Below are 17526 nucleotides of genomic sequence, written 5' to 3'. Positions count from 1 at the left end.
ATAGAAGTTCAGATTCTTTCGTCTTCTCGCCGGAATGCGCCCTGAACAATACGGTCCATGACCATAGCAAGGAACAAAATGGCAAAGCCGCCCAACAGGCCGGGCCCCTTGGCTGCATATTGCAACGCCTCAAGGATTTCCTTGCCCAGCCCTCCGCCACCGATCAGCGAAATGATCACCACCATCGATAGGCACATCAGGATAGTCTGGTTCACCCCGGTCATGATCGACGGCAAGGCCAGAGGTATCTCGACATCCTTCAGCAATTGCCATTTCGAGGCCCCAAAAGCCACAGCAGCCTCTTTGATACTGTCGGGCACTCCGCGCATGCCCAGCGCGGTCAGTCGGATGACCGGCGGCATGCCAAAGATGATCGTGGCCAGAATGCCGGGCGGGTTGCCGGTGCCAAAGAAGGCGATAATCGGGATCAGATAGACGAAGGCCGGCAAAGTCTGCATCAAGTCCAGCACGGGCTCTGCCGCGCGGTAGGCACGCCTGGACTTGCCAAACCAAATGCCCAGTGGAATGCCAAAAACAACGCATAACAGCACCGCCGCACCGACCAGCGCCACGGTTTCCATCGCCACATCCCAATATCCCAGCAAGGCGATATAGGCCAATGAAGACGCCGTGAAGATCGCCACTCGGGGGCCTGCAGCCCGCCAAGCCGTCACACATATCACCAGCATCACAACCGGCCAAGGCGACCCGATCAGCGCAATGGTCAGGGCATCCAGAACCGACCGAACCCCAGCGACAATCCCATCGAATACGTCCCCGCCAGCAAGAGCGGCCGCATCTATCTGCGCCTCCATCCAGCTTGCAAGGTTTGAAAACAGGGTCCCGCCGCCCTCACCCAATATCAGTGCGGACACTTCTTTTTCGGGGAATGCATCCAACATGGCCAGCGAAGCATTGACCGTGAATTTGTAGACGATCAACGGCCCAATCGCAGCAACAAGCACAGCCCCCAGCACCATATTTCGCCTGGACTGGCCACTTTCGGTACTGTCCGGATCTGTCCGCCATTTTGAATACTGTTTTTCATAGACGCGGTCGGCATAGAAGCCCTGTGCCAGTTTGAAGACCAGCAGCATCAGCAATCCGGTGATCATGATGCTCAGCGCTTCAGACTGCGCCGCCGCGGCTTTTCCAAAGCTGGCATCGGCGGCTTTCTGTATATTCGCTGCCAGCTTGGTGAAACGGTCAATATCGGCCTTCTCTGTCGCATCGGCCGCCCGCGCCAGCAGCTCGTCGGCGCGTGCCTGCTGACGTTCGGCACGTTCCACCATGTCAGCGCCCGGATTGCCCCAGGCACCACGCCCGATCTGAACCCAAGCGATGATTTCCAGGATCAGAAAGGTCCAGAACATCCCCCAGATGGCTCGTGATGCTGACCACAAAGGCCCCAGAACCCCGGCCCAGAGATTGAACGTATTCGGAACCGCGCTGGTTGCATCATGGATCTTGTGAAACGCCTTGACGTAATAGTCCCCATTCGGACCAGCAAACTCGTGAATGGACCGATCCAGTGCCTCATGGTCGACCTCGATATCCGAGGCGGCGGTGACTTTCACTTCGGTGGTTACATCAGTCATTCTTGCCCCCCTGAATTCCGCGCAGCAGGCGCGGTTTGGTCACGACGCCCACGTCCTGTCCTGCATCGGTGATGATCACCGGCAGGTCCGTGTCGACAGCCAGGTCGATCAACTGATCCAGATCGGCCCCCTCATCCGCGCGCGGCGCGCCGTCGGTCGGGCCGGAATAGCTGTCCAGTGGCTCCATGATTGAATGCGCCTTGACCAGTTTCAGTTTGGATATGCCCTGAACAAACTCGCGCACATAGTCATCGGCCGGATTCATCACGATGTCTTCCGGTGTGCCAATCTGAACGATGACACCATCTTTCATGATCGCAATTCGGTGGCCAATGCGGATAGCTTCGTCCAGATCATGGGTGATGAACAATGTGGTCTTCTGCAACTGGGCGACCAGCGCTTTGAACTGGTCCTGCAGCTGCAGCCTGATCAGCGGATCGAGCGCAGAAAAGGGCTCGTCCATTAACAGGATTTCCGGATCAGAGGCCAGCGCGCGGGCAATTCCAACACGCTGCTGCATCCCGCCCGACAATTCTTTGGGCAGGCGATCTTCGTACCCGGTCAGGTCCACCAAACCCAGCGCATGGTCCGAGACGGCCCAGCGCTTGGATTTGGACACTTTTCGAATTTCCAAAGGATAGGCCACATTGTCTCTGACAGATCGGTGCGGCATCAGCGCCATATGCTGGAAAACCATCCCGATCTGCTGCGCGCGGATACGGCGCAGTTCGGCCTCGGATATTTTGGATACGTCGTGGCCCAGAATCTCGATCTTGCCTGAGGTCGGCTCGATCAAGCGGTTCACGTGGCGCACCAGCGTTGATTTCCCGGATCCCGAAAGACCCATAATGCAGAAGATTTCGCCGCGCGGGACTTCGAAAGACGCACCCTGTACGCCGACCACACAATTATACCTTTCAAGAACTTCAGGCTTTCCAATCCCTTCATCCCGTACTGCGGTCATGGCCTCTTCTGCCCGCGCACCGAAAATCTTCCAGACATCTGTCAGCTTAACGACTGTTTCGGTCATACTTGCCCCTTCAATGCAAAACAGGCCGCCAGGCATTCCCGGCGGCCTATCTGTAATTCAGTTCCGAGCGTTACCGATCACTCTGACATCCAGTTCAGAACTGCATCTTCGTTCGCACCGACCCATTCTTCGGCATATGCGAGCGGCTCTTTGCCATCTATGACAAGCGCATAAGTCATGGCCGAGACAGCGGCAGTATCCAGTTTCATGTTGGACAACAGCCGAGCAACTTCGGGGTACTCATCCTCAAGAGATTTGGCATAGTGAAGGTGCAGATAGGCCAAATCCCAGGCGACACCTGCTTCGGATTTCTCCAGCCAATCCGGATCATCCGTGGGCTGCAGGACATTCCATTTTGCCGCGTCATAGGCCGGCTCTTCCAGGATCTGAAGATCATGCAGTTCAAACACGTAATGCGGCGTATAGCAGAAACCCACCCAAGGCTCACCCGCTTTGATCGCGTTATCAAGGTTCGCATAGGCGACGGTTTCGTCTATCTCGGTCAGTTCCATGACCTGGTCATAGCCATATGATTTGGCCCGGATTTTCTCGACGTTGGTCGACGCCCAGCCGGGGGCACCGATCCATACTTCGCCCTGCCCGTCGCCATTGCTGTCGAACAGTGCCGCGATGTCGGGATTGGTCAGGTCGTCAATGGACCGAATATCATTGGCATCAGCGGTCGCTTTGTCGACACACATTCCTTGAAACGCCTCAACGCCATTGGAATTGAAGGTAACTGTACCCTTTTCGGTTACATAGGTGTCATGCAGGTTCTGCTGGTTCGGCATCCACACTTCGGGGTGTACGTGCATGGCGCCGGAATCCATCGCCTCGAACACGATCGGGTTGGTGCCATTCTGAAGCTCGACCTCTAGCCCCAGATTTTGTTCGATCGCAACCTTTAGAATGTGCGCTGTTGCATTTACCGATGGCCAGTTCGGCACACCGATCACAATGTCAGCAGCAAAAGCAGGCACAGCGACTATCATCGACGCGCCTCCCAGTAACATAGTGAGTTTGTTCATATTATTTCTCCGTGTTGGGCGTTCGAGGCGCTTTTCTTCTTACCCTATGGGCAGCGGTACGCCTGCCAAACGACATCGGGATGACGTTCCATCCCCCTTTCTTAGCCAGTTACCGGGCGCGCCGGTTTGACAGGAAAATTCAAACATGCCGACACATGACCCATCAAGAACAACATGCCACAAATCAATATATGCGTCTTTCTCGAATATTAGATTCGGTTTATTCTGATCTTGGTCGATATGACGCCTGAAATAGGTGCAGCCGATTCTTGAGTGGGCTTGTCTGCCATCAATATCCCCTAAGCGGCGCCATCTCAGACAGGGGTACAGATTTTATCCAGTCAGTCCTCAGATCCCAGTACAAGATCCTGCTTCAGGATGAAGTCCCCAAACGCGTCCGTCAGCGTTTGAAAGCGCGAGCGTTGCGAGACATAAAGATACACCTGCCTTTGATCTTCGAGATCAGCGATAGGACGGAAGACGATAGCCTCAGGGAGAGACCGTGCAACGGTTTGCGGTAAAACCGTCACCCATTCCTCAGTGCGCACCAATGCGATCAGTGAATGGGTGTTCTGAATGGTCACACCGGCCTTCGAAATCGCCGCGTGAAACCGCGGGGACTGAACCAGATCGCACAGAGCATTGCGTATGAAGGGAACCGAAGCCACCTGTTCGATGGTTGGCGTCTCCGATTGCTGTGCCAGCGGGTGTGCAGCCGTGCAAACCACCCCAAACCTGTCTTCGAACAAGGGCGTGGCTGTGACCCCGTTTAGCGCAAGATACCCGGATGCAATGCCGATATCCGCTTTTCCTTGCACAACCGCGTCCAGTACCTGCTGTGTATCGGTATCGCGGAGCTCGATCCTGATATCGGGGAAATGGCTATTCATGTGACTCAGCACCTTGGGAAAGGCAAGAGCCGCCACCGACGGCACAGACACGATCCGCAACAGCCCGTACTCTGCGCTGGCTATTGCCTCGATATCCTGAACTGTTTGATCGAACTGTCTGACCTGCTTCAAAGCCAAATCATGAACCTGCCGACCCACTTCCGACAGTCGGTTTTTGCGCTCTCCCTCGAACAGCTTCTTACCCAGGTGCTCCTCAAGCTGCTTCAGCGTCATCGACACCGCCGATTGCGTTCGCCCAAGACGGTCGGCGGCCTCGGTCAGATTACCAGTCTGCACAACCGTGCAAAAACTGCGCAGTGTTTCAATCTTGATCGCCATACTTCAGTTTTTCTGCAATTTGTTTCATTTAATTGAGTTTGACTGATGTTCGCCAAAAAATCCATCCTAGGTCAAATGAAATCGCACTGGGGCGTAACGTGACACAACTGAATCTGATTGCTGGCGAATGGCTGGCAGGTGAGTCTGAAATCGAAAACCGCAATCCTTCGGACCTGAGCGATCTGGTCGGCATGTTTGCACAGGCCAGCGCTGACCAGCTTGAGGCGACGCTGGATCAAGCCCGTGTTGCACAGGCTGAATGGGCGGCCTATGGCATCGAACGGAAGCAAGCTGTTCTGAACGCTATCGGTAATGAAATGATGGTCCGGGCCGAAGAACTGGGTACGCTCTTGGCGCGCGAAGAAGGCAAGCCGCTGGCCGAAGGCAAAGGCGAAGTGTTCCGCGCCGGGCAGTTCTTTACCTATTACGCAGCTGAATGCCTGCGTCAAATCGGTGAGAACGCGGATTCTGTGCGCCCCGATATCGAAGTAGACGTTCGCCGCGAAGCTGTCGGTGTTGTCGCCATCATCAGCCCATGGAACTTCCCTACCGCGACTGCCTCTTGGAAGATTGCTCCAGCACTGTGCTATGGCAACGCGGTTGTGTGGAAACCCGCCAACATCACCCCGGCATCCGCTGTCGCACTGACCGAAATCATCGAACGTCAGGACATCCCCAAAGGTCTGTTCAGTCTGGTCATGGGTTCGGGGCGCAGCATCGGGCAACGCCTGGTCGAAAGCCCCAAGGTCAATGCAATTTCCTTTACCGGGTCAGTCCCGGTCGGCAAGGGTATCGCAGCAGCCGCCATCCAGAACCTGACCAAAGTTCAGATGGAAATGGGATCAAAAAACGCGCTGGCAGTGATGGACGATGCCGATCTGGATCTGGCCGTTACTCTGGCATTGGGAGGAGCGTTTGGCGGCACCGGACAGAAGTGCACGGCGTCTTCGCGCCTTGTCGTGCATGCGGGTATCCATGACGCGTTTGTCGAAAAGCTGGTGGCCGGTGCGCAAGCGATGAAGGTCGGCCACGCGCTGGAGGAAGGCGTGCAGATGGGTCCCGTCGTCAGCCAACAGCAGCTGAGCGAAAACCTGGCCTATGTTGATCTGGGCAAATCCGAAGGGGCCGAGCTGGCCTGTGGCGGAACCCGGCTGGAGATGCCTCATGACGGGTTCTACATGTCGCCGGGCGTGTTTCTGAACACCAACAACGACATGCGCATCAACCGCGAAGAAATGTTCGCGCCCCTGACCAGTGTCATCAAGGTTGGCAGCTATGACGAAGCGCTGAGCGTCGTCAACGACACCAACTTTGGCCTGACCTCGGGCATCGTGACCAAATCGCTGGCCCGCGCCACGCATTTCCGTCGCAATGCGCGCACTGGTGTTGTGACTGTGAACCTGCCCACTGCAGGCACCGATTACCACGTGCCTTTTGGCGGCCGCGGCGACAGCTCTTACGGGCCGCGCGAACAGGGTAAGGCTGCGGCCGAGTTCTATACCACGGTCAAAACCGCCTATATCAGCGCGGGCCCCGTGTGATGCGGATCGACGGGCTACAATATGCCAACTGGTCGGAAAAGATTTTCCGCCAACTGCGTGACGGGGGCGTGGACGCGATCCACGTCACCATCTCGTACCACGAGAACTTTCGCGAAACGGTTCTGAATTTCGAGAAATGGAACCGCTGGTTCGAACAAAACCCGGACCTGATCATGAAAGGGCGCTGGGCCAGCGATATCGATACGGCTCGTAAAACGGGCCGGACGGCTGTGTTCTTTGGCTTTCAGAACCCCTCGCCCATCGAAGACGATATCGGGCTGGTCGAAATCCTGCACGATCTTGGCGCCCGTTTCATGCAGCTGACCTATAACAACCAGTCCTTGCTGGCGACCGGCTGTTATGAGGCCGATGACACAGGCATAACCCGTATGGGCAAGCAGGTGATCAAAGAGATGAACCGCGTAGGTCTTGTAGTGGACATGAGCCATTCGGCGGACCGTTCCACCATCGAGGCCGCTGAATTGTCCGAGCGTCCCATAGCCATCACTCACGCGAACCCGTATGATTGGTCGCCCGCGCTGCGTAACAAGCGTGACGATGTCATTCGTGCAGTGACGGAAAATGGCGGGATGCTTGGCTTTTCGGTTTATCCCCACCATCTGAAAGATAAATCCGACTGCACGCTGGACAGTTTTTGCGAGATGATCGCACGCGCCGCCGACAAATACGGCGCGCAGCATCTGGGGATCGGCACAGACCTGTGTCAGGATCAACCCGACAGCATTGTGGAATGGATGCGGGTTGGCCGCTGGACCAAGGAAATCGACTATGGCGAGGGATCCGCTTCGGCACCAGGCTTTCCGCCCATGCCGGGCTGGTTTCAGGACAACCGAGATTTTGGGAACATCGAACAAGGGTTACGCGCGACCGGCCTGAACGATGACGAAGTGGCCGGGATCATGGGCAGGAACTGGTATCAGTTCTTTGCCGAGAACTTCGTCCCACAAGGGTAACACTATGAATACACGCGTGCAGACTGAAAATGTCAGACGTGATCCCGCGATGGTCATGCGGCTGTCGCGGCTGGGCTCGCTGCATCAATGCCGTCTCAGCTTTATGCGGCAACTGACCCGCCGTATGGCGCAGGAAAACTGGAGTTTTTCCCGCCCTGCGTTCGAGATTGACGAACACGGCGTTGGCCATGCGGTCTATACCACGCAAGGCCCTGATCACGCATATTCTCTGGTGGCGTTTGCCCATGATCTGCCGCCCGAAAAACGCTCGGACCGGGTCATCGCCGAGGCCTGGGATGCCACCTTCGCGCTATTTGACGGCATTCCGACGGCGGATGATATTCACCGCCTGTCGCAAAACGTACCAGTGCAAGAGGCCGGGCGCGTCAGCGAGACAGAACTGTCATTGTCGCGCGCCAACCGGTCAGTCCGCCTGTGGGCACATGTGGTCGACCGTCTGGCCGCTGGTCAACAACCCGATCTGGAACAGATTTATCAGGTTGGCTACCTGATGCGGACAACCGCCGTGTATGGTTCCGGCAAGTTTGGGGCTGCAGATCGCGAGAAAACAGCCAGTCGCCCCGAGGTCAACGGCCCGTTCCAGACCGAGATGTTGTCGGTCTACCTGACCCGGACCTTTGTGCGCGATCTGGTGCAGCATATGGCCCAAGTGAAGGGCGGCGATCAAACCGCGCAGTTGGATCCGCAGATCGCCAGTTGGCTCGGCATTGGCAATTCCACAGGTCTGGGCATGGCCCCGTTCATCGTCAACCATCCGATCTTGTTCAATAACTGGATCATGGCGCGAGAGGAGGCCATCGCCCGGGTACGGTCGCTCTTGACCGCCTCGGAAGATGAGGCCCGTCAATTCCGTGGCATCTATGATCGTAGCAAACTCTCGATGTCCTGGTGGCAGTCTGAGCATCCGGTCCAGCGCGATAAGCTGGCGGCGCTCAACAACGATCTGCAGGCAATCTCTGGGTATCTGGACAGGGATGATCTGACGCAGAACCAACCCTGGGATCGGTTGATCCTGTGGTCGCAATCCGCGCTGAGCGAGGAGGGCCAGGAACTGCTCGCCTCGCTTATCCTTGAGCCCTATGGCGAATTGGTCGATGGGCTGAGCTGTTGTATGGCCGACAGCAATTCAAGTGCCCATGTGATTGATGGATCAATGTCGGTAGGCGCTGCGCGCGATCTGATCAGTAACAGTTTTGGCTGGGCCTTGGATCTGGATTGGAACGCAGCGGAAAACTGTGCGCGGGCCTGGTATGTCTCCGAGGAGAAGCTGGAGCCGCGACTGGGTGAGCGCTTTGAGGAACCGATAGCCGGTTACGAACAGCCCCTTGCCCCGGCCCGTGACGCCGCGATGGCGTATAAGGCGCTTGCCGAATGGGATACTCGCTCCTCCGTTGCAGAGTTTCTGCTGCGCCATCCTGAACATCGCCACACCCTGCGCCGCGCTCAAATGAGCCGAGTAGCCCCCTATGGTGAAATCCACGACAACACGATTAGCGCCACTGTCCTGCCTATCGACATGCTGCGGGCCAAGCTGTCGTTTTTTGGGGCAACCCATTTTGACCCCCGGTCGGACCGCTGGGTGCGGATCTGCATGTACTCCGGCGCACCATATCCTGATGAGCTAACGCCGGAAAATGCCGATCTGTGGGTTTATCCGGAGTTGCCGCAATGACCTATTCACTGAACGAGATCGAAGCCACCTCTAAACGCGCTGCCCGAGGGGCAGGGTATGCCTGGGGTCTGGCAGAAGAGGCCGCCAAAGCCACACGCTGGTTGTGCGGGCATGGGCTGGACGGGACGGCAGAGCTGGCCCACCTGCTGGACTTGGGTTTGGCTGCGGCGCCGGCAGATCACAGACCAGATGCGATGCAGGGCCCATGGCAGGGCAAGGGCGCTTTGTGCCCTCTGGCCACTGGCACCTTGCTGTCGGATTGTGCCGAACAACTGCGCGCCGGACCGGTTGAGATGGCCAACATTGCAATCCCTGCCCTGTTACTGCCCTTTGCTGCCTATGCGGCACGTGAACTCAAGGGCTGTGTGGTGCTTGATTGTGATGGGCATCTGGCGGCATGTGATGGGTATTCCGTGTCGACCCCAGATACCTTACCCGCCCAGGCGCGCAGGGTGGTGGTTTCGCTGGGGGAACAGCGCACAGGCCCCCGCCCACATCAGACCCGCGCCGCCCCGACTGATCAGGCTTGGGCAACGCTGAATCGCTTTGCCCACCGCACCTATGCCCCCGCAACCGAGGAATCCCGCCTGCTGGGTGCAGGGGCCGGGCTTTCTGATAATGACTGATGAGGTACTGATTTGACCGAGACCCGGACCCTTACTCTGAACGAAATCGAAGACCTGTCGTTTCGCGCGCTTGTTGCTGCGGGGACTTCACCGGAAAACGCCCGCCCGCTGGCGGTTGCGACCGCGGCAACCGAGGCGGACGGCGTGGCAAGCCATGGACTGGCCTATATCCCGATCTATTGTGAGCATGTCCAATGTGGCAAGGTCGACGGTCTTGCCAAACCGGTCATGACACGGCCCAAGCCAGGTGTAGTTACCGTAGATGCCGCAACCGGATTTGCCCATTCAGCCATCGATCTCGGGTATGAGACGCTGATCACCGCTGCGCGCGAACAGGGCGTTGCCGTGCTGAGCATCTGCAACAGCTATAACTGCGGCGTGCTGGGCTATCACACCTATCGTCTGGCACAGGCCGGGCTTGTCGGGCTTGGTTTTACCAACGCGCCAGCCTCGATCGCGCCATCGGGTGGCGCAAAGCCGGTTGTAGGGACCAACCCCTTTTCCGTTGCCGTACCCGGTACAGATGGGCAACCCGCCCTGCTGATCGATCAAAGCGCCAGCACAATCGCCAAGAGCGAGGTCATGAAACATGCCAGAGAAGGAAGGCCGATCCCCGTTGGGTGGGCATTGGACGCCGAGGGCAACCCGACCACTGATCCCAATGTGGGCCTCAAGGGCTCCATGGCACCTTCTGGTGGGTACAAGGGCGTCGGTGTGGCCCTTCTGACCGAAGTTATGGCGGCCGCTCTTACAGGGGCCACTCTGGGCATCAACGCCTCGCCCTTTTCCGGAACCGCTGGCGGTCCGCCCAAGACCGGACAGTTTTTCATTGCAATCGACCCTGTGGCGACATCGTCGTCGGGTGGCTTTGCTCAGGGCATCGAGGAACTCGTCGGCGCCATTCGATCGCAAGACGATGCACATTTGCCTGGCGATGGCCGACGCGCAAAACGCGTCGCATCGGCCACACAAGGCGTGGCTGTAAATATTGCGACCCTTGAAAAGATCGAGACCATCTTGGGATAAGCCGGTTTTCTTAGCCCGCAATCAGATTCTTTCTGGTTCGGGCACCCTTACCCAAACCTTCTGACCCAGCACCAATTTTCAGAACGGCTTCCAAGCCTTTAGCCAAAATTCGACCCGGACGCAGCAGGCTCATTTTTCGTATTTCATGCTTTAGCGCAGAAAAACGGGGTTGACTCAAATCGCACTCCATATTTAGTTCGGTAACAGAACGAATAAATGGAATCGACGTGGCAACGCAGACGAAAATCTCTCGACGAATGTCTCAAAGTGCGGTCGTTCAGGCGATTGCGACCTATGGGCCCATTTCGCGCGCCAGCGTGTCGAAGCTGACCGGTCTTTCGAAACAGACAATCTCGGAAATTGTCGGAAACCTAGAAAGCGATGGCTGGGTGCGGACAGTCGGTCAGACCGAGGGGCATGTCGGACGCCGCGCCGTGGTATATGAAATCGCTCCGGATGCGGCAACGGTCGCCAGCGTCGATCTGGGTGGAACAAAGATCAGGGTCGCACTATGCGATCTGACCGGTCGCGTTCTGGCCGAACGCGTAGAGCCGACAGAACAAAGCGGCGGCAGACAAGTGGTCGATCAGGTTGCCCGTATGGTTCGCGCAACCGCAGACGACCCCCAATGCCCGTCAGGCGAATTGAAAATAGCTGTCGTCGGTGTCCCAGGCGTGCCGGACAGCAGGACCGGCGCGGTCCTGATGGCGCCTAACATAACCGGGCTGGATCAGATTGATCTTGCTGGCACTTTGAACGAACGGCTTGGGATAGAAATCCTTGTCGAAAATGATGTCAACCTTGCCGCTCTGGGCGAGCATTGGATGGATCATCGAAGCGACCAGGATGATCTGGTCTTCGTTTCCGTCGGAACCGGAATTGGTGCAGGAATCGTCGTCGGAGGTATTTTGCTGCGTGGCGCATCTGGTGCAGCTGGCGAAATAGGTTTTCTTCCCTTTGGTGCCGATCCCATTGCAAAGGAAAGCCATAAAATAGGCGCGCTGGAACGCGTAACCGCCACCGATGCAATCATCGGCGAATACAGGATGCTTACGGGCAAAACTTGCTCAGTTCCTGCGATCTTTGAGGCTGCCAATAACGGCGACAAAGCAGCCGAGCGAACGCTGGACAATGTCGCTTATCAGATCGCGCGGGCTTCGGCGTCGATTGTAGCGGTTCTTAATCCGTCCCTTATCGTGATGGGGGGCTCTATCGGCGCGCGTGACGAGTTGATGCACCGGATCAGACGCTTTGCCGCCCAGTGCTACCCCCGTGAAATAGAGATCCAGCCCTCAAAGCTGGGTCCGCATGCTGCCCTTGCCGGAGGTGTGTCTATAGCCCTGTCGCATTTACATATCTCTCTTTTCGCCGAGGGTCAGAAAGGTGCCGAGATCAACGTACCACCTCCAGCGCTCGATACCTTCAAGGCAAGTATGTCATGACCGCTAAGGCTCTTTCAGAACGCTTGCGTCAAGAACAGGATGCTGATGCAGACCTGACTCTGTTGCGCGATGCCCTGTCCATCGAAAGCGTGACGGGCAATGAATCACGTTTTGCGCGTTTTCTGGACCAGCAACTAATGGCCCTGGGGCTGAATACCGGACGGAGCTGTTTCGCGGGTGAACGCGAAAATGTCTGGGGAATTGCTTCTGTGGAGGGACCCAACCTCATGATTTTGGGCCATACGGATACGGTGCATATCCGGGGCTGGGAGGAATATTGGGAAGACGATGCACGCAAAAATCCATTCGGCGCGACCGAAAAGGACGGGCACATCTGGTCACGTGGGGCAAGCGACCTCAAGGGTGGGATTTGCGCTGCGATTGCCGGGTATCGCCTGCTGCAAAAACTTGGCGTTATGCCTTCAGCCAGTCTGACCTTTGCCTTCATCGGTGACGAAGAAAGCGGTGAACCTGGCAGCGGCGTCAGCGCCGGGGCGAAAGATCTGGTTGGACGCATCAAGTCCGCCGAAATCCCCCGTCCTGATTTCGCGATCTATGTCGAGCCAACGAGTTTGGACATTTATTCCGCCCAGATCGGGTTCTTTATCGCCGAGATCACGATAACTGGAAAAACAGCGTATTTCGGCCGACCCGAATTGGGGGTCGATGCATTGAAAGCAACGCATACGCTTCTGTCGAAAATCTGGGATCATGAAAAAGAACTGAACGCGGGCCCGCGTCATGACCTTGTCGGTGCCTCTTCTGTTCTGGTGACGCATATCGATGGCGGCGGGTTTATCGCAGTGCCCGGAGAATGCAGGCTCTCACTGATCCGGAAACTTAGACCTGGCGAAATGCTTGATGATGCAGTGGCAGCATTGGAAACAGCGCTTGGCCTGGATCGCCTACCCACGGGCATAGAGGTGTGCATCGACTACCCAGCCGGTCGTGATCATCCCAAGGGCGGCTCTCCAGTTGAAAACGACCCCGATACTGAGGCGGTTCGCCTGTTGCAGAACTGTGTACAGCAAACTCTGTCCCGAAAAGTAGAAATCGGCGGCGCGCCCTACTGGTCTGAGATGCCATTTTTAACTGAACAGATCGGCTGTCCAACCGTTTACTGCGCACCGGGTGATATCGCCGTGGCGCATACTTTTGAAGAACGAATTGAGGTCGAAGAATACCTCGCCGCCGTCCGGGCCTTTGCGCTTTTCATAGCGCAGTTCGGTGCGTCGGACACGCTCGCAATGCATCCAACCTGAGGAGGACAAACATGTCACTTGTTAGAAGCACATTTGCCGCTACCGCGATGTTCGCGCTGGCGGGCAGCTTATACGCCGAAACCATCGGTCCAGCGGGGGAAAGTGCCACCCCTTCATCAATGGTTGTTGTCGCTGATGATGATGTCGAAAAGGTGAAAGAGGCTGGATATTCCGCTGCTTTGCTGTGGCATGACCAATCCGACTTTGTGAATGCGGTAACAGCAGGTGCCAGCGATGAATTTGCGCGTCTGGGGATCGAGGTCGTTGCCGTGACAAGCGCAGGATTTGATGCTGCAAAACAACGTAGCGATATCGAGACGGTCATGGCCAAATCGCCCAATATCATTCTGTCGCTTCCTCTGGACCCGGTGACCTCTGCCGCAGCATTTGCAGAGGCAAAAGAGGCCGGAGTTGCCCTAAGTTTCCTCTCGAACCTGCCGGCCGGCTACAAGCACCCGGACGACTATGCGGCAATCGTGACGGATGACCTGTTTCAGATGGGCAAACAAGCGGCGGATGCGCTTGCGGCTGCCATGGGCAATGAAGGAACGGTTGGATGGATTTATCACGACGCAGATTATTATGTGACCAATCAGCGCGACAACGCTTTCAAGACCACGATTGAGAACGACTATCCGAACATCACAATCGTTGCAGAACAAGGCATATCTGATCCTGCGCGCGCCGAAGAGATTGCCAATGCGATGCTGCTGAAAAACCCAGACCTGGGTGGAATCTACGTAACCTGGGCTGGTCCGGCAGAGGGTATTCTTGCAGCGCTGCGGACGAACGGAAACACCTCGACCAAGATCGTGACATTGGATCTGTCAGAGCCGATTGCCCTTGATATGGTTAAGGGTGGTAATGTCGCGGCGATTGTTGCCGATGAAGCCTATGAACTGGGGCGTGCAATGGCCGCCAGTGCCGTGCTCGACCTGCTGGGCGAGGACGTACCATCCTTTGTTGTAGCCCCTGCATTGACAGTGACAGCGGACAACGTTGCCGATGGATGGCAAAACTCGCTGAATATTGATGCACCAGCCAGTCTGACATCGAAGTAGAGACCTGATGGGCAGGTCGCCTCTGGCGACCTGCCGCAACCGGATATTCCCAGAGGCATCCATGGAACAGGCTTTTCAACGTATGCGCGACTTGGATCTACAGCGCTGCGTCATTTATTTCGGCTTTCTTGCGATCTTTCTGTTTTTTGGGATCACTCTCTACGATGACGGGTTTCTGACCAGTCGGAATCTGACAAATATCGTCCTTCAGACAGCCCCGGCCACGATCATGGCCATCGGATTGGTCTTTGCCCTGTCAGCCGGAGAGATCGACCTGAGTTTTGGCTCTGTCGTAGCTGTTGCAGCCCTCTCGGCAGCTGTTGCGATGCAGAACGGCCCAATGATCCTGGGTGTCGCAGCGGGGCTTGGCGCAGGCATTCTGATCGGCGCGTTCAATGGTGCATTGGTGGCCTATCTGCGGTTGCCATCATTTCTGGTGACCTTGGCCACCATGGGTTTATTTGCCGGAATTGCGCGTTCGATGACCGATCTGCGATCCATTCCTGTCGTTAACGGGACTTTCACCGGGGTCTTCGGCTCGGGCAAGCTGTTTGGTGTACCTTCACTTGTTATCTGGACCGTGATTGCAGTGCTGATTGGCCATGTCATCTACCGACACACACGTTTTGGCGCACACGTTCTGGCCGTTGGAGACAATGCCCGCGCAGCCCAAGTCTCTGGCATCAGGGTTCCCCGTATCCGGCTGATGGTTCTAACCTTGTGCGGTGCAACCGCTGGGCTGGCTGGTTTGCTCTATGCCGGGCGTATTCAAGCCGCCAAATATACAATGGGCGAAAGCGACCTGATGACGGTCATTGCCGCTGTCATCGTAGGTGGCACTGCGCTTAATGGCGGCAAGGGATCCATAATAGGTGCGCTTTTGGGCTCGCTCATGATGGGAATGCTGAATAACGGGCTGATCCTGATGGGGCTTCAGGTCTCGGACCAGATGATCGTACGCGGGCTGATCATACTGATCGCCGTAGCAATTTCACTCCGCGAAATCCGCCGATAGACACCGGAGCAACCCAATGTTTCTTGATCTTCTCATACGTCGCAACCCCAAGTTCATCGAGGCCGCCATGGCCTTGCATCAACAAGGGAAGATCCCCGCAAACGCCTATGTGCTTGACCTGGATGTCGTCGAACGCAACGCGCGCCTTTTCTCTGATGTGGCCCGTGGGCATGGCCTTACAACTTTTGCCATGACCAAACAGGTGGGCCGCCATTCCGGCTTTTGTCAGGCGGTCATGCGCGGTGGCATCAGCCGGTCCGTCGCCGTGGATATGGCCTGCGCCTTGGCATGTGACCGCGCTGGCTTAAGGACAGGTCATTTGGGTCACCTTGTACAGGTACCCCGCCAAGAAGCTTTCTTCGCCGCAGCCAAACTACGCCCGGACTATTGGACGGTATTCTCGGACAACAAGGCAAAAGAGGCGGCAGACACCTCGGCTCGGGCCGAGAGAGAACAGGCACTGATGGCGCGCATCCAGACCGAAGGGGATACGTTCTATCGTGGCCACGAGGGAGGATTTGACGCGAATGATATCCTGGCGGTGGCCGACCGTTTGGATGCGCTGCAGGGCGGGCGCTTTGCAGGCATTACAACCTTTCCCGCCCTGCTTTTCGACCAGGATGCCCGCAAGGTTGTGCCGACCCCAAACCTCCACACGCTCAACATGGCTGCAGAAGCTCTGGCGCGTGCTGGGCGTACGGAGATCGAAATCAATGCCCCCGGAACGACATCTTCAGCTGTTCTTCCAGCATTAGCCGAAGCCGGGGCCACGCAGGTTGAACCGGGCAATGGCCTACATGGCACGACGCCTCTCCATGCGGTAGAAGACCTTCCTGAGGATCCCGCCGTACTTTACCTTTCCGAGGTCTCGCACCATCACGGCGGGAAAGCCTATTGCTTTGGCGGCGGGCTCTATATCGATCCGGTTTTCCCGAAATACCAGGTTCGGGCGCTGGTCAGCAGCAGCCCGACAATCAGCCGGTCAGCCCTGCGAAATGTCGAAATTCCTGATTATTCCGCAATAGATTACTACGCCATGATCGACAGCGACAGCGATCAAAACCCCGCACCAGGCGACACGGTTGTCTTCGGTTTCCGTGGGCAGGCCTTTGTGACCCGCGCTTTGGTTGCCGGGATAAAAGGCGTAGACAGCGGAATGCCAGAGCTTACCTCAATCGAAAACGGCTTTGGCGACCACGTCAGCTGGCCGGGAGCCTTTGCGCAATGACTCCGGTTCTTTCCCTCAAGCAAATCCACAAATCTTTTGGCGGAGTGGTCGCGATCCAGAATTTTTCACTGGACCTCTACCCCGGTGAAATCGTGGCTCTGGTCGGTGATAATGGCGCGGGTAAATCCACGCTCGTCAAGATCATCTCTGGCGTGCATCGACCAACCAGCGGTGAGATCGCGCTTGACGGCGAAGAAGTCGGTTTTTCGGATGCAAGCGCGGCTCGATCACATGGTATTGAGGTGGTCTATCAGGACCTCGCATTGGCTGACGAACAGCCGGTTTATATGAACATGTTTCTGGGCCGCGAACTGACGCGCAAACCCTTTGGACTGCTGGATAAAGCACGCATGCGTGCCGAAACCCAAAGCCTTGTTGATCAGCTTGACGTGCGCATCCCCTCTGAGCGCGCAGCCATACGTGATTTGAGCGGAGGCCAAAGACAGGGCATTGCTATCGCGCGAGCAACCCATTGGGCCAGCAAATTGATCCTTCTGGATGAACCCACTGCAGCACTTGGCGTTGCAGAGACTGCGAAGGTTGAGGACCTTGTCGCGTCACTTAAGGATCGCAATCTGGCAATCTTGATCATCAGCCATTCCCTGGATCAGGTTTTTCGTCTTGCCGACCGCATCTGTATTTTACGCCGGGGTGAACAGATAGGCGTCAGGACAACTGCCGAGACCGACAAGAACGAAATTGTCGCCATGATCACCGGTGTTCATAGTTGATGGCGCAAAGCGCAGCCGTGTCCCCATCTTTACGAAGGGGCC

The 17526-nt window shown here is 56.7% G+C and carries 15 protein-coding genes; 11 read left to right on the top strand and 4 right to left on the bottom strand.

The annotated features are described in order from the left end of the window. Window positions 1–8: 8 nt before the first annotated feature. The 4 genes from AC2FIM_RS13925 to AC2FIM_RS13910 form a co-directional block, all read right to left on the bottom strand. Entirely contained in the window at window positions 9–1598 is a 1590-nt protein-coding gene (locus AC2FIM_RS13925) for an ABC transporter permease (protein WP_271949986.1), read from the bottom strand. Then, window positions 1591–2628: a quaternary amine ABC transporter ATP-binding protein gene (locus tag AC2FIM_RS13920; protein WP_496678013.1), complete on the bottom strand. Its 1038-nt coding sequence runs from the start codon at window positions 2626–2628 to the stop codon at window positions 1591–1593. The genes AC2FIM_RS13925 and AC2FIM_RS13920 overlap by 8 nt, the downstream gene beginning before the upstream one ends. A gap of 77 nt (window positions 2629–2705) precedes the next feature. After that, complete coding sequence (locus AC2FIM_RS13915; protein WP_271949984.1) at window positions 2706–3656, bottom strand: ABC transporter substrate-binding protein; 951 nt, start codon at window positions 3654–3656, stop codon at window positions 2706–2708. A 341-nt stretch (window positions 3657–3997) separates the two neighbouring features. Continuing rightward, window positions 3998–4885: a LysR family transcriptional regulator gene (locus AC2FIM_RS13910; RefSeq protein ID WP_271949983.1), complete on the bottom strand. Its 888-nt coding sequence runs from the start codon at window positions 4883–4885 to the stop codon at window positions 3998–4000. A gap of 98 nt (window positions 4886–4983) precedes the next feature. Here AC2FIM_RS13910 and AC2FIM_RS13905 point away from each other — a divergent pair, with 98 nt between their 5' ends. The 11 genes from AC2FIM_RS13905 to AC2FIM_RS13855 all read left to right on the top strand — a co-directional run bounded on the left by AC2FIM_RS13905 (window position 4984) and on the right by AC2FIM_RS13855 (window position 17484). Beyond that, window positions 4984–6426, top strand: coding sequence for an aldehyde dehydrogenase family protein (locus AC2FIM_RS13905; protein ID WP_271949981.1), 1443 nt, complete (start codon window positions 4984–4986; stop codon window positions 6424–6426). After that, window positions 6426–7400, top strand: coding sequence for a membrane dipeptidase (locus AC2FIM_RS13900; protein WP_281973181.1), 975 nt, complete (start codon window positions 6426–6428; stop codon window positions 7398–7400). The genes AC2FIM_RS13905 and AC2FIM_RS13900 overlap by 1 nt, the downstream gene beginning before the upstream one ends. Window positions 7401–7404: 4 nt before the next feature. Continuing rightward, complete coding sequence (locus AC2FIM_RS13895; RefSeq protein ID WP_496678014.1) at window positions 7405–9093, top strand: hypothetical protein; 1689 nt, start codon at window positions 7405–7407, stop codon at window positions 9091–9093. Beyond that, window positions 9090–9719, top strand: a complete 630-nt coding sequence (locus AC2FIM_RS13890) for a DUF3726 domain-containing protein (protein ID WP_496678016.1) — start codon at window positions 9090–9092, stop codon at window positions 9717–9719. The genes AC2FIM_RS13895 and AC2FIM_RS13890 overlap by 4 nt, the downstream gene beginning before the upstream one ends. 12 nt (window positions 9720–9731) lie before the next feature. Further along, entirely contained in the window at window positions 9732–10745 is a 1014-nt protein-coding gene (locus tag AC2FIM_RS13885) for an Ldh family oxidoreductase (RefSeq protein ID WP_271949976.1), read from the top strand. Window positions 10746–11002: 257 nt separating this feature from the next. Further along, window positions 11003–12187 carry an ROK family transcriptional regulator gene (locus AC2FIM_RS13880; protein ID WP_271949974.1) on the top strand — a complete coding sequence of 395 codons (1185 nt, stop codon included), beginning with the start codon at window positions 11003–11005 and terminating at the stop codon, window positions 12185–12187. Then, window positions 12184–13449: a M20 family metallopeptidase gene (locus tag AC2FIM_RS13875; RefSeq protein ID WP_271949972.1), complete on the top strand. Its 1266-nt coding sequence runs from the start codon at window positions 12184–12186 to the stop codon at window positions 13447–13449. Before AC2FIM_RS13880 ends, AC2FIM_RS13875 begins: the two co-directional genes overlap by 4 nt. Window positions 13450–13460: 11 nt before the next feature. Further along, window positions 13461–14510 (top strand): substrate-binding domain-containing protein, encoded by a 1050-nt coding sequence (locus AC2FIM_RS13870; protein ID WP_271949970.1) that lies wholly within the window; start codon window positions 13461–13463, stop codon window positions 14508–14510. A 7-nt stretch (window positions 14511–14517) separates the two neighbouring features. Then, window positions 14518–15525: an ABC transporter permease gene (locus AC2FIM_RS13865; protein WP_271949969.1), complete on the top strand. Its 1008-nt coding sequence runs from the start codon at window positions 14518–14520 to the stop codon at window positions 15523–15525. Between the two features lie 16 nt (window positions 15526–15541). Continuing rightward, window positions 15542–16753, top strand: a complete 1212-nt coding sequence (locus AC2FIM_RS13860) for an alanine racemase (RefSeq protein ID WP_496708171.1) — start codon at window positions 15542–15544, stop codon at window positions 16751–16753. Further along, entirely contained in the window at window positions 16750–17484 is a 735-nt protein-coding gene (locus AC2FIM_RS13855) for an ATP-binding cassette domain-containing protein (protein WP_271949965.1), read from the top strand. Before AC2FIM_RS13860 ends, AC2FIM_RS13855 begins: the two co-directional genes overlap by 4 nt. Window positions 17485–17526 lie beyond the last annotated feature (42 nt).

The sequence above is a fragment of the Ruegeria sp. CDSC052 genome (assembly GCF_059610685.1).
This window is presented reverse-complemented; position numbering and strand designations above follow the sequence as displayed.

Excerpts from the sequence above, each read along its gene's own strand:
- AC2FIM_RS13925 (WP_271949986.1), bottom strand. The coding sequence starts at position 1,598 with ATGACTGATGTAACCACCGAAGTGAAAGTCACCGCCGCCTCGGATATC.
- AC2FIM_RS13920 (WP_496678013.1), bottom strand. The coding sequence starts at position 2,628 with ATGACCGAAACAGTCGTTAAGCTGACAGATGTCTGGAAGATTTTCGGT.
- AC2FIM_RS13915 (WP_271949984.1), bottom strand. The coding sequence starts at position 3,656 with ATGAACAAACTCACTATGTTACTGGGAGGCGCGTCGATGATAGTCGCT.
- AC2FIM_RS13910 (WP_271949983.1), bottom strand. The coding sequence starts at position 4,885 with ATGGCGATCAAGATTGAAACACTGCGCAGTTTTTGCACGGTTGTGCAG.
- AC2FIM_RS13900 (WP_281973181.1), top strand. The coding sequence starts at position 6,426 with ATGCGGATCGACGGGCTACAATATGCCAACTGGTCGGAAAAGATTTTC.
- AC2FIM_RS13895 (WP_496678014.1), top strand. The coding sequence starts at position 7,405 with ATGAATACACGCGTGCAGACTGAAAATGTCAGACGTGATCCCGCGATG.
- AC2FIM_RS13890 (WP_496678016.1), top strand. The coding sequence starts at position 9,090 with ATGACCTATTCACTGAACGAGATCGAAGCCACCTCTAAACGCGCTGCC.
- AC2FIM_RS13880 (WP_271949974.1), top strand. The coding sequence starts at position 11,003 with ATGTCTCAAAGTGCGGTCGTTCAGGCGATTGCGACCTATGGGCCCATT.
- AC2FIM_RS13875 (WP_271949972.1), top strand. The coding sequence starts at position 12,184 with ATGACCGCTAAGGCTCTTTCAGAACGCTTGCGTCAAGAACAGGATGCT.
- AC2FIM_RS13870 (WP_271949970.1), top strand. The coding sequence starts at position 13,461 with ATGTCACTTGTTAGAAGCACATTTGCCGCTACCGCGATGTTCGCGCTG.
- AC2FIM_RS13865 (WP_271949969.1), top strand. The coding sequence starts at position 14,518 with ATGGGCAGGTCGCCTCTGGCGACCTGCCGCAACCGGATATTCCCAGAG.
- AC2FIM_RS13860 (WP_496708171.1), top strand. The coding sequence starts at position 15,542 with ATGTTTCTTGATCTTCTCATACGTCGCAACCCCAAGTTCATCGAGGCC.
- AC2FIM_RS13855 (WP_271949965.1), top strand. The coding sequence starts at position 16,750 with ATGACTCCGGTTCTTTCCCTCAAGCAAATCCACAAATCTTTTGGCGGA.